Here is a 12,210-nt window from a genome sequence, read left to right as displayed (position 1 = left end):
GTCTCCTTTCTCTAACACTTCCATTGTATCCTGCTATGTGCAGCTTGTAAAAACTTCTCTACCTTCATTACTGTACAGCGTCTGTACGTTTCATCAATTCAACATACTGAATTAACTCTGCCTTTTGTTGCTCTAAAGTATGAATTCTGTTCGTTAACCCGACAAAAAAAGCTTCAATTTGGTCTCTGATAGCATTGGCCGAATGCCCAGTCCATTCATGCAGACGCCCATATAATACACGTGCCGCTTGTTCATCTGTGCGAAGTTTGGCGAGTAGCCAGGTCAGCTCCTTTTCGGCAAGCAATAGCTCTTCCAGTTCGACCCGTAATTGTCCGTTCAAATTACTGGCCACCTCCTATGTATTCATTTTTCTATATCGTTAGTACCTTGTTATTAGCGTTATTAGCTAATATCTGCCTGGATAAACTGCTCTATTTTGTACTCGAGATTGTAAAGAAATTCATTAGTCGTCCGTAAATGCCACTGACTAAATTCCATCATGGAGGAGTCAAGCTGTGTTACAATCGGCTGCAACCGCCGACTCTGACTACTGTGCAAATAGCGTGAAAGCCTGGCTCTGACACGTTGGAAATCTGCATCACATTGTTGTGCATTCGCCTTCCATTTTTCAGCTACAGCGAGTAGATGCTCCGGCATGACTTGAATCGTACCTGCTGAAGCAGATGTTGCCGCCGTTACCAGCGCTGCCTTTTGGAATTGAGTTAAGGTCTGTCCTAATTGATGTATCCAGCCGTCCACCGTTTCCATTAGGTTAAAGTCAGATGGAATACGCGGAGATTCCGCGATTCGTTCGCCTGTTACAGGATCATATAGCGGGTTGGATACATAGCCATTCTTATCAAACTTATAATGATTGAGTGAGTGATAGGAAGGCCCACCCAACGTGTTGTCCACTCTCTCTTTTAGTCCTAAGCCTTCATTAGCTGTTTGATAATTATTGTCAATATGGTAGGAAGCTCCTACGTGAAGATCGTACCCTCCCCCAATAAAGCTAGCTATCATATCACTGGGATGCAGAAAATTCGTAATTTGATGGTCAAACTCACCATTTTCTGCTTTCTCTCTGTACTCCGGTGTCAGACTGGAAATGACCGAAGGCGCACAGAATGTAACCGCATTTAACCCTGTATAAGCAGCTACATATTGTGCATTCCCTCCTCCCAGCGAATGTCCAGTTAGCGAGAAGTTGTAGTTTTTGTACTTGTTTTGTATATCCTTCGCATAGTCCTCTGCCTGATAGAACTGGTTCGAGCTGCCGAACAAAGCCTTATCTACGCTTTTTTCTTTCTCTCCCATCCAGTTGTTAAACGCCGTGAACCCTAAAGCGTCGTCCATTTTTTTCATTTTTTCATTATATTCATCTGAATGAATATTCAAGCTACCGTGAATTTTGCGGTTAATTTCAGGAAGTGCAAGAGTCACATCGTTATACAGATCCTGTGGATCATCCGTTTCCGTCCCACGATAGGCGATAACGGCCTGTTCCGTTTCTTCGTTGTAAAATGTGACAGCGGCAAGTCCCGAATCCTCGCGATCGAGCGTGTCTAACACTTTCCAGCCGGGGAGTTCTTCTGATGGTTCAGCACCTTTTTTCATTTTTTTATAGGCCATTTCAGACATTATTTTATAAGTTTCGTCACTTACTTGAAGTGAACTCATACTATTTACACTCCTCTGATCTAGTGATTTTTCTTTTTATCTTGAAAGCCTGGATAAGTCCCATTTTCAATAAGCACCTTTTTTAGCTCGGGACTTATAGCAAAATTCGAAGTTTCCTGATTTTCATAGTTTACAGAAATCGTAAAATCCTCTTCTGCATGACCTATTACATTGCCACTTATATCTACCTTGTTTGTTACATAAGGAGGAAATTTTTTTGCATATGTGATTTCAACGTCTAGTTCGTATTTTTCCTTCAAATATTGAACAGCCGTAGCTTTCGCCTTACTGATCAGTTCAGCATCTTCGTCTTTATTCACCTTGTGGCATCCTCCCAGTATTAAAATAAGGGCTATCAACACCATCATTCCTTTTAGATATCGGTGACTGATCCTAATCATCCCTTTCATATGCGTAACATCCATTTTATATCCACAAAATCCCTTTTATAAATTGTACCTTTTCTTTCCAAAGACAATCAATACGCCATAAGACATGGGATAGGGTTAAGTCTACGGTATCAAATCGGTGTGGAAACCTTCCGTTCTTAGCTGATAAGTTTTATTTCTCGTATAATATCATCCATATTTTTCAATTACATTCCCCACATGTCCATCCTCCTGTCTGTTCTGTTATCATGTAAGAAAACGGAATAACCCAGGAAAGGATTACGAACCATGAGTTTTGAACTTACCCGACGAGCCATCAGACAACTATGCAGTCAAGCCGCTTATGACGACGGGGATGCCTATTACCGGGCCAAAAGAGTGGCCTTTACACAAATAGATCATGATGAAGGGGTATACGAAGCTACGGTCAAAGGAAGCAGCTTTTATGCTGTTGCGGCGATGATCCGATCCAATGGAAGTATCCGAGCAGAATGCACCTGTAGCACATTTCAGAACACCGGTCGATATTGTAAACATATCGCAGCTGTTCTCCTTAACGCCCATGATATACGCCGTGGAAAGAGTCTGTCTGTGCGCTCCTATGCCTCCAGACTTCATCCCGGTACTGCCCCAGATACAGCAGGAAGCATGGATTCAGACGGGATGTACACATCTACAGATGCTTCATATGATCACACTGCTAGAACAGCACGATCCTCTGACATCACACAAGGCGATCTCCAGCTGACCGACAGCATGTTAAAGCTATTTGGCCGCAAGCGACCGCTTCGCAGCACACCAACCCTACTGGATACTCGCGCGGTCTTGGATTTTCAGTTCGTGATCCGACCTTTTGCCTACGGTTACCAAAAATATATGTTTGGTGTGGAAATGAAGGCCGGTCCCAAACGATTATATATCGTCCAGAAAATCCGTCCGTTTCTGCAGAGTATCGACCGTGGGGATAGCTACATGTTCACGAAAAGCTTCTCATACGAGCCTGAGCTGTACCGCTTCCGACCTGAACATGACGCTATTCTCCAGCAATTATCCCAGGTGTGCCACCATGAGCGTATGATTCGGGAAACCTCAGGCACGTATTCATCTTCCAGTAGTCATATGAGCGGCGAGCGAATGCTCCTCATCCCGCCTGCGGCTTGGGAAAAGCTGCTCCCCTTGCTGACAGCAGCACAGGGCGTCTACTTTGAAATTCACGGAAACATGAACGAGGGTATTCCCCAGTCCGACCTGATGCTTCCGCTGCAATTTGAATTTGATGAGGCTGAGGCCGAAACCGAAGGCTACCAGCTAAGCATACAAGGATTGGATGACTTGACCATCATGGAAGACTATGGTGTCGTCATTGCCGATGGCAAGCTTGTCAAACAGAAAGCCGACCCCTTACGGCGTTTGTCCGAGCTAAAACGGATGGTAGAAGTACATCACAGGCGAAAAGTTCAGATCGCGCCAGAGCAGATGGAATCTTTTATGGACAAGGTTGTACCCGGGTTAATGAAGCTCGGACGTGTTCATATAACACGTTCCGTCTCAGATCGGGTCACACAGCAGCCATTGAAGGCCAAGCTGTATCTGGACCGAGTAAGAGACAAGCTGCTGGCAGGGCTGGAGTTCCAATATGGGGATATCATCATCAACCCGCTGGAAACAGATGCACGAACGCCTGGTAACGACCGAATTCTGATACGTGATGGAGAACAGGAGCAACGGATTTTGGAGCTGATGGAGCATAGCTCCTTTGCCAGAACAGACAGCGGATATTTTATGGAAGATGAAGATGCAGAGTATGATTTTTTGTACCATACGGTTCCGCAACTGGAAAAGCTGCTGGACGTCTATGCTACAGGTGCAGTCAAAGCAAAAATAAACAATACTCTGCCTACCCCAAGGATACGCGCGGAGTGGGATGAACGTACAGATTGGCTTGAATTTAAATTTGATATGGAGGGCATACCGGAACCGGAAATTCGCAAACTGCTCAAATCGTTAGAGGAAAAACAGAAATATCACCGTCTGCCGAATGGTGCCTTGCTGCCGCTGGAAACAGAGGAATACAAGGAATTGATTCGGTTCATGAATGAAACAGGTATCCGCAAAAGTGATCTGGATGCAGCCCAAATTCGTGTTCCCGTCACGCAAGGACTGTACTTAATTGATCCTCACGATCATGGGAAAAACCTGACTTTGGGTAAAACCTTTCGCCAGCTACTGGAAAATATACGCAACCCAGACCATCTCGACTTTCCAGTTCCAGACATGCTTGCCCCAATCTTAAGAGATTATCAGGTTTACGGCTTTCAATGGCTTAAGACATTGGCGCATTACCGTTTTGGGGGCATTTTGGCAGATGATATGGGGCTGGGTAAAACGCTGCAAAGTATCGCCTTCCTTGTCTCAGTATTGCCGGAAATCCGCAACCAGCAGCTTCCAGCCATGATCGTGTCCCCTGCATCACTGGTGTACAACTGGCGGAATGAGCTGGAGAAGTTTGCTCCACATATCCGCGTTACTATCGCAGATGGCAGCCCGGAAGAACGCGGCCGGATCATACGGGATGCCGCCAGTTATGACGTCGTCATTACGTCCTACCCGCTGCTACGACGCGATGCAGATGTGTACAGCAAGCCATCGTTTCATACGCTCATTCTGGACGAGGCACAGGCTTTCAAAAATCATGCCACCCAGACGGCACAGGCTGTTAAGGATGTAAAAGCTCGTTACCGTTTTGCCCTGACAGGAACGCCAGTAGAAAATACGTTGGAAGAGCTGTGGTCCATCTTTGACGTTGTATTTCCTGCGTTATTTCCCGGCGGGAAAAGAGCGTTTCACAACCTGCCTCGAAATGTGATTGCCAAGCGGGTTCGTCCTTTTTTGCTGCGCCGTCTCAAGAGTGATGTCCTCAAGGAGCTGCCGGAAAAAATCGAATCCGTGCAGGTATCCCGGCTTCTGCCAGATCAGAAAAAGCTGTATACGGCCTATCTGGCCAAGCTCCAGCATGAAACGTTAAAGCATCTCAACGAGGAAGGATTTCAGAAAAATCGGATCAAAATTCTCGCAGGTCTAACCCGGCTTCGTCAGCTCTGCTGTCATCCTGGCTTGTTCATCGAAGGATATACGGGAAGCTCCGCCAAATTTGAACAGCTGTTGGAGATCATTACGGAATGTCTCAGCTCCGGGAAACGGATGCTCATTTTTTCACAGTTCACCACGATGCTTCAAATGATCGGACGCGAGCTTGCTCGAGAAGGAGTGTCCTACTTTTACCTGGATGGGCAGACTCCCGCTCTGGAACGAGTCGAACTGTGCGATCGCTTCAACGAAGGAGAACGCGAGCTGTTCCTGATTTCCCTAAAGGCAGGAGGTACTGGCCTGAACCTCACCGGCGCAGATACAGTCATACTGTATGATCTATGGTGGAATCCCGCTGTAGAGGAGCAGGCTACCAACCGTGCACACCGAATGGGCCAGAAAAAAGTCGTGCAGGTTATTCGTCTCGTCGCCCAAGGCACAGTAGAGGATAAAATGTATGAACTGCAACAAAAAAAGAAAAACATGATCGACCAGGTCATTCAGCCGGGGCAAGAAACCCTTTCGGCACTGACCGAGCTGGAGATTCGCGAACTGCTCATGATCTAGCTAATTCCACATGCACAAAAAGGTCCAATCACGGTAGAAATCTTCCCGTATTGGACCTTTTTGCTTCTAATATGATTGTTTGGATCGAGCAGATTAATCCTGTTTTAATACTCTAGGTTCAATGGGAACCAGGTTAGACTCAATCTGGGTGCGCTGAGGCTCATACCATTCAGGCAGCATCAGCTTGTGCCCCAACTCATTCAATTCCTCATCCACCGTAAATCCGGGCGGATCGGTTGCGATCTCGAATAGAATACCGCCTTGCTCGCGGAAGTATACGGCATTGAAGTATTGGCGATCTACAATGCCACTAGTCCCAAAACCCTGCTGGTGAACCCATTCGTTCCACGCTTGATGCTCCGTATCATCCTGCGCGCGCCAGGCAATATGGTGAACCGTACCGGCACCGCCATTCCCCCACGGGACATCTTTGACCGGAATATCGATCAGGTTGCCCAGATCACCTGTCGTCTGATAGCGGATGTAGCCTGCATTTGCGTCTTCTCCGATGAGAGTCATCCCCAGGACGTTCTCCAACACCCCTTGCGTATGTTTGGAATCCGCACTGTACAGTACCGCCCCGCCAAAGCCCTTGATCGCTTTATCCGTAGGCACACCCCCGGCTGTCCACGTGTTCAACGGGCCACCTTCCCGCTCCACCAACTCCAGATGTAAGCCCTCGTTGTCTCGGAACTGGATGAATGACTCGCCAAAACGATTATCCTTCGTGAAAGATACCTTCAAGCTGTGCAGACGGTTTTCCCAGTATTCCAAAGCACCGGATGGCACGACATACGTCGTAATCCCAACCTGTCCGCCTCCAATCTTACCCTTGCGTGTACCCGGAGCTGGAAAAAAAGTAATGATTGTTCCCGGGCTGCCCTCTTCATTACCAAAGTACAAATGGTATACTTCTGGAGCATCAAAGTTGATCGTCTTTTTAATCAATCGCAGACCAAGTACGCCTGCGTAAAAATCAACGTTGCCCTGCGGGTCGCCTGCAAAGGACGTGATATGGTGAATTCCAGCGGTTTTCAATGACATCTTTATCACTCCTTCATTAACATGTTGATTTATTTACACAAATGATTTACAAATTTCAAAATCCATTGTAGCTGACAAATTGTCCAACCGGCTTGCGGTATCCCCGTGCCCGCTGACCCGATTCGTCCTCTTTACCCAAGGTAATCATCATCACCGGTACAAATTGCTCTGGAATATTCAGTACTTCCTGCACCTTCGCCGGATCAAAACCGATCATCGGGCATGTATCCCAGCCTTTGTCCTTGGCAATCAGCATAAATTGCATAGCCGACAGGCTGGCATTACGGATCGCTTCTTCTCTCTGGAAGACAGGTCCCCGCTCGCGATAAAACTGAGTTACCGATTCCACTGTACTATCATATTCCTGCTTGCTCAGGACACCTAAATTCAGGAATCCTTCGTTGAGGTCAGCTACCTTGGTATAAGCTTCTGTATCCCCCAACACTACAATGGTCGCCGAAGCCGTTAATATTTTATACTGCTTACTTGCCTCATCATGCAGTCTTTGTTTGGTATCCGCATCCTGCACTACGATATAACGCGCATGCTGTAAATTAAAAGCCGATGGAGCAAACTTCACCAACTGAAATATTTCTTCTAGTTCTTTTGCATCTATAGTAACATCAGGAATAAATTTAGAAGCTGATCTTCTCTCTTGAATAATATTCACCAGTTCGCTCATGTTAAGTTCCACTCCTTGATATTATTTTCAAATGAATTATCTTTAAATTAAGAATATATCTATTTGTGATTTCTGTCAAGTAAAACTATAAGTATTTTTGGATACAAAAAAAGGGCTTCACTCAGCCCTTTACAGATCCGTTGCCCGTATTCTCATCGTAATCGCTTCACGTTGCGCTTTGGTTAAGCTCTTGAAGACCAGCTCATACGAATGGTCGATCATGCTGTACAAATCCTCCAGTGGGAAGGTAGCATCAACCTCAATCGTATTCCAATGCTTTTTATTTAAATGATAGCCTGGCTTAATCGCCTTGTTTTGTTCACGCAAATTTACCGCAATGACTGGATCACATTTCAAGGATACATGGCTAATACCATCCTTTTCAGTCAGGAGAGCAAACATCTTGCCCCCTACTTTGAGTACCAGGGGATCAGCACCAAACGGGTAATCCTTAACGGCCTCTTTTTGGCTCAAACCATATGCTACAATTTGCTCAAACACCAGCCTTCTCTCCTCTGTTCCGAGTTATTTGTTCTACGAACCTACCTATTTGCGCCCTATTATATCACCTTCATACGCTACATATACACTAAGTCCGTGCTACATTTAGGGGAACTGTGCTAAAGGTGAACCACTACGGATACCGTCGCACACACTGTTCGGATTGGCTCTATATGGGACAGGATAGCTGGTTCGCGAAAAATAATAATGACTACTGTTAGGCGCAATAAGGTAGCGCCTATTTTCCTCTTAATTCACTTCATCCCCCTTTAATCATCCATGTAAAAAAGTGTTTTATTTATATAAGCTTATACGGAAGCGAAAGCTTTTTTAAGCGGCAAAAAATAAATAAAGGAGATTTTTTTCGTGAACTCAAACACTGCTCTTATAAGAAAAGGCGGTGCAAATGTGTCGTCTTCCAAACGTCTCCCGTGGGTCGGGTTGCTGGCTTTAGCCATGGCGGGATTCATCTGCATTCTTACAGAAAGCCTGCCTGCTGGATTACTGCCACAAATTGCACAGGATCTAGGGGTCAGTTCATTAAGATTAGCGGGGCCTTTGCCGATGCTTTCAGACTGCACGCTCGATACTTCCGATCTATGTAAAATTGTAAGCATTACGAATTAAACTCAATATAGTCAAAGAGCGTTAACCTGCCAACACGAAAAACGGACGCTGTCCTTGAAGAGACGGCATCCGTGTGAATATAAGAAGCGCTTTAGATCGAAAAGCTCGTTTTCTTCAATTCTTCCGTGCTGAACAGAATATCGTAATCCTTGATGTCTTCCCGCCGAACAAATTGCTCCGCAACTTTCCGAACAGACGCTTCATCGGGTCCATGAATCATGGCGTATAAATTATACGGCCAATCGGGGTGCGTCCGGCGCTTGTAGCAGTGGCTGACTTCCGAATAATCGGCCAGCCTTTTTCCTGCCTCAGGTATATGCTCCTCAGGAAGTACGCAGATGAACAGGCCATTTGCTGAAAATCCCGCTTCCCTATGCTTTAGAACGGCTCCGATTCGTTTGAGTGCTCCTCCTGCCTGCAGTGCCTGCAAGCGCAGAAACACCTCTTCCAAGCTGCAACCTGTCTTATTGGCAATCTCGGTATACGGTTCAGTTGACAACGGAAGATCTCCCTGCAGTTCGCGGATCAGCTGCACATCCGTTATTTCTATTTTGCATGGTTCCTGTTTGGAGGTTGCGACTCCATTCAAGTTCGGGCTGGGTGTAATGGCTGATGCATCAGCCGTTTCTTCCATATTCAGAAAGACCTTTAGTTTGAATAATTGCTCGGAGGGAAACTCATATAGCAGCGGCCCTCCCGCCGCTTCACGGATCGTTTCAAGAATAGCCCCCCGTTCTTCCTCGGTCCGGGAAGTCAGCGTGAACCACATATTGAGCCTGCTGCGCCGGCGGTAGTTATGGGTTACGCCTCTATACCTGTTGATGACAGCAGCGGTCTGGTAAAAAAGCTCCTCCCTGACTGCCATCGCATACAAACAGCCTCTAAATCCCAGTCCCGCCGGATTAAACACCCCGCCGATCCGCCGGATGAATCCCTCTTTCTTCAGCCTTTCAAGCCTTTGAAGCACATCTTCCTGGCGTAATTCCAGTTCCTCCGCAATGGCATTCCAAGGGCGTCTGACCAGAGGAAGCCCGATTTGCAGCCGATTCAGCAGCTTCCGGTCGTTCGAATCCAGGTCCACTATTCCCACCTCCCCAGCTTACAGCGCCGCCGATCTTTTGTAACACCACGGCTCTTCGGCCATGAAGTTGCCGCCGCTGTAATAGTACGATCTCGCCCGGCAGCCGCCACAAATGCCCACATCGGGGCAGGAGCCGCATTCTCCTTCATATTTCTTGAAGTCCCTTAAATCCCGAAACACCGGATTATCCCGCCATATTTCATCAAAAGGCTGCTCGCGAACATTCCCCACCTTGACCGGCAGGTACGGACAAATATGCACCTCGCCATTCGGCAGCACAGAACAATAGGAGACCCCGGCCAGACAACCGCGCGTGTACCGCATTTCCAGCCCCATGCTCTTGGCAAGCGGCATGAACTGGGGAGCGCATGTCGGTTTGATTTCAAGGGATGTTGACTTCTGTTTGGACAGAACACTGCGCAGAACCGAGTAATACCGTTCCCGCTTCAGCCCGTCTTCTTCGATATGGACGGCCCGTCCGGTCGGGACGAGAAAGAACGGGTGCAGAGAGGACACATGAAGCTCCTCGGCAAGCTGGGCAACCTGCACGAAGTCATCCATATTTCCCTCGGTCAGCGTCATGTTAATCTGCACTCTCAGCCCGGCTTCCCGGGCATAACGAATGCCCTCCAATGCTTGCTGCCAGCCTTCTGGCGCATTCCTGAACCGGTTGTGATACTCAGGCGTGGCGCTGTCTATGCTGATCGCAATGCCCCCCAGCCCTGCTTTTTTCAGCTCCGCAGCTTTGGCAGCGGTCAGAAGCGTGCCGTTGCTGCCAAGTGCGGGACGAAGGCCGATAGACGAGGCATACGCGATCAATTCGCAGAGATCTTCACGGATCAAGGGCTCGCCGCCGCTGAATATGAGAAGCTTGAATCCAGCCTGCTTGATCTGATCAATGAGCCGGATGCCTTCCTTCGTGGTTAGCTGGTCTTCTACAGACGATGTCGGCCCCGAGTCGCGATAGCAGTGTTCGCAGTATAAATTGCATTTCTTGGTCACATTCCAGGAAACGAGCATGCGTATTCAGCCTTCCTTTCCAGTGTTATACGATTCCAATTTCACGGTCACTTAAATAACAGGATGGGTCCTCCGCCCAGAAATCACCGCTTACCGAAGCCCGGGCCCGGAAATTCCCGTTACAGATATCCAGCCAATTGCATTCTCTGCAGCGTCCCTTTAGCAGCGGTTTACGGTCGCGCAGGCCGACCATTAGCGGATGAGCGGCATCACGCCAAATCTCGCTGAATTTCTGCTTGCGGATATTACCGATTTCGATATCTCTCGTGAACTGATCGGGATAGACGTTGCCGTGCCAATCCACGCAGCCGATGGCTATTCCGGAACGGTTGCCGCCGTTTCTCTGAAGCAAGCCAAGCAGTTCAGCTGCGCGCTCCGGGTCGCGCTCCATCATCCGCTGGTATAAGTAAACGCCATCCGCATGGTTATCAACGGTGAGCAATTCCACCGGTTTGCCTTTGCCATGCAGGTCCACCGTTTTAGCCATAATCCGGTCAAGAGCATGCCGGGATTGTTCATGGGTAACATCCTCTTGCTGCAGGGCGCTCCCGCGGCCGGAATAGACGAGATGGTAGAAGCAGGCCCGAGGAATATTTTCCCGCTCGATCAAATCAAGGACACCATCCAAGTCTTCATATGTATGTCTGCTGATCGTGAACCGGACCCCTACCTTCTGGCCGATGACCAAGCAGTTTCGGATACCCTGAAGCGCCTGCTTAAAGGCTCCTTTTCGCCCGCGAAATTCATCATGGCGCTCTTCCAGCCCATCCAGGCTTACACCGACATATTTAACCCCTGCTTCTTTTAGCATCTTCGCTCTGTCCATGGTAATCAATGTGCCATTGGTCGATACTACCGGCCGAAGCCCTTTGCTTGACGCATAAGAAATCAGCTCATAAATATCTTTGCGGATCAGAGGCTCTCCACCGGAAAAAAGCAGTACCGGCACTTGGAAGGCGGCCAGATTATCAATAAATACCTTAGCTTCCTCCGTCGACATTTCATCGGGATCATGGGCAGGACAGGCATTCGCATAACAATGTTTACAGGTTAAGTTGCAAGCCCGTGTCGAATTCCATACGACGACAGGCCCTCTGCCCGCGGAAACGCCATGAGGTTTGTGGCCCGGCTTAATGGTATAACGAAGATCATCGCCTTCTCCCTTCATACCGGTAAGTAGTTTCGTTACATTAATCATTTTCGTTCCCTCATCTCCCTATAATTAGATACCAGTTCTTTTTATCTTAAGATAACTTGTGAGAATAAGGATATGCGCTATTATCTTGCTCTCGCGCCGCATTAATGCTTGGGTCTGCAATAAGAAGAAACGTCTGACGGCGTCTTATTAGAGCTTATGCTTCCGAAGTAGCGATATGAGTATCGCTTTTAGGTACGTTTACCCGTAATGCTGCGGGTATCAAAAAGGTCGTGGCCGAAATGATTTTTTCTTACAGCTGAAAAAGTGCTAGCAGGTTTCACGGTTACACACAGCCATGACATTCAGCGTGAAATTTGGCAAAAGTATATATTTG

Annotated in this window: 10 protein-coding genes and 1 pseudogene; 2 read left to right on the top strand and 9 right to left on the bottom strand. The window is 47.6% G+C overall.

Translation table 11 applies throughout. The features are described from left to right. Window positions 1-67 precede the first annotated feature (67 nt). The 3 genes from MKY16_RS03555 to MKY16_RS03545 all read right to left on the bottom strand — a co-directional run bounded on the left by MKY16_RS03555 (window position 68) and on the right by MKY16_RS03545 (window position 2,000). Window positions 68-340 carry a hypothetical protein gene (locus tag MKY16_RS03555; RefSeq protein ID WP_029515851.1) on the bottom strand — a complete coding sequence of 91 codons (273 nt, stop codon included), beginning with the start codon at window positions 338-340 and terminating at the stop codon, window positions 68-70. Between the two features lie 62 nt (window positions 341-402). Beyond that, complete coding sequence (locus MKY16_RS03550) at window positions 403-1,680, bottom strand: lipase family protein (protein WP_069010945.1); 1,278 nt, start codon at window positions 1,678-1,680, stop codon at window positions 403-405. A gap of 20 nt (window positions 1,681-1,700) precedes the next feature. After that, window positions 1,701-2,000, bottom strand: coding sequence for a hypothetical protein (locus MKY16_RS03545; protein ID WP_029515853.1), 300 nt, complete (start codon window positions 1,998-2,000; stop codon window positions 1,701-1,703). A 357-nt stretch (window positions 2,001-2,357) separates the two neighbouring features. Between MKY16_RS03545 and MKY16_RS03540 the strand changes: the two genes are divergently transcribed. After that, window positions 2,358-5,723 (top strand): DEAD/DEAH box helicase, encoded by a 3,366-nt coding sequence (locus MKY16_RS03540; RefSeq protein ID WP_069010944.1) that lies wholly within the window; start codon window positions 2,358-2,360, stop codon window positions 5,721-5,723. Window positions 5,724-5,816: 93 nt separating this feature from the next. Here the strand turns inward: MKY16_RS03540 and MKY16_RS03535 are convergent, their stop codons facing one another. From MKY16_RS03535 to MKY16_RS03525, 3 genes are all read right to left on the bottom strand, one after another. Further along, complete coding sequence (locus MKY16_RS03535; RefSeq protein ID WP_340954137.1) at window positions 5,817-6,767, bottom strand: ring-cleaving dioxygenase; 951 nt, start codon at window positions 6,765-6,767, stop codon at window positions 5,817-5,819. Between the two features lie 55 nt (window positions 6,768-6,822). After that, complete coding sequence (locus MKY16_RS03530) at window positions 6,823-7,449, bottom strand: nitroreductase family protein (protein ID WP_029515856.1); 627 nt, start codon at window positions 7,447-7,449, stop codon at window positions 6,823-6,825. Between the two features lie 129 nt (window positions 7,450-7,578). Further along, the gene (locus MKY16_RS03525) at window positions 7,579-7,950 is read right to left on the bottom strand and encodes an MmcQ/YjbR family DNA-binding protein (RefSeq protein WP_029515857.1); all 372 of its coding nucleotides are present in this window, start codon (window positions 7,948-7,950) and stop codon (window positions 7,579-7,581) included. A gap of 366 nt (window positions 7,951-8,316) precedes the next feature. On the opposite strand from MKY16_RS03525, the pseudogene MKY16_RS03520 reads away from it, so the two are divergent. Then, a pseudogene (locus tag MKY16_RS03520) lies at window positions 8,317-8,520 on the top strand (MFS transporter); the annotation flags it as partial. A gap of 148 nt (window positions 8,521-8,668) precedes the next feature. Here the strand turns inward: MKY16_RS03520 and ahbB are convergent. Genes ahbB through MKY16_RS03505 form a run of 3 tightly spaced genes read right to left on the bottom strand, consistent with a single transcriptional unit; the run spans window position 8,669 to window position 11,876 of the window. Then, window positions 8,669-9,658, bottom strand: a complete 990-nt coding sequence (gene ahbB / locus MKY16_RS03515; RefSeq protein ID WP_340954134.1) for a siroheme decarboxylase subunit beta — start codon at window positions 9,656-9,658, stop codon at window positions 8,669-8,671. Between the two features lie 18 nt (window positions 9,659-9,676). Further along, complete coding sequence (locus MKY16_RS03510) at window positions 9,677-10,678, bottom strand: radical SAM/SPASM domain-containing protein (protein ID WP_340954131.1); 1,002 nt, start codon at window positions 10,676-10,678, stop codon at window positions 9,677-9,679. Between the two features lie 25 nt (window positions 10,679-10,703). Further along, the gene (locus MKY16_RS03505; protein ID WP_029515861.1) at window positions 10,704-11,876 is read right to left on the bottom strand and encodes a radical SAM/SPASM domain-containing protein; all 1,173 of its coding nucleotides are present in this window, start codon (window positions 11,874-11,876) and stop codon (window positions 10,704-10,706) included. Window positions 11,877-12,210 lie beyond the last annotated feature (334 nt).

Source organism: Paenibacillus sp. FSL L8-0641 (genome assembly GCF_038006265.1).
GTDB classification, from domain to species: Bacteria; Bacillota; Bacilli; order Paenibacillales; family Paenibacillaceae; genus Paenibacillus; species Paenibacillus polymyxa_D.
Note: the sequence above shows the minus strand (reverse complement) of the source record. Positions and strands in the feature narration are given on the sequence as shown.

Excerpts from the sequence above, each read along its gene's own strand:
- MKY16_RS03535 (WP_340954137.1), bottom strand. The coding sequence starts at position 6,767 with ATGTCATTGAAAACCGCTGGAATTCACCATATCACGTCCTTTGCAGGC.
- MKY16_RS03510 (WP_340954131.1), bottom strand. The coding sequence starts at position 10,678 with ATGCTCGTTTCCTGGAATGTGACCAAGAAATGCAATTTATACTGCGAA.
- MKY16_RS03550 (WP_069010945.1), bottom strand. The coding sequence starts at position 1,680 with ATGAGTTCACTTCAAGTAAGTGACGAAACTTATAAAATAATGTCTGAA.
- MKY16_RS03505 (WP_029515861.1), bottom strand. The coding sequence starts at position 11,876 with ATGATTAATGTAACGAAACTACTTACCGGTATGAAGGGAGAAGGCGAT.
- MKY16_RS03530 (WP_029515856.1), bottom strand. The coding sequence starts at position 7,449 with ATGAGCGAACTGGTGAATATTATTCAAGAGAGAAGATCAGCTTCTAAA.
- MKY16_RS03540 (WP_069010944.1), top strand. The coding sequence starts at position 2,358 with ATGAGTTTTGAACTTACCCGACGAGCCATCAGACAACTATGCAGTCAA.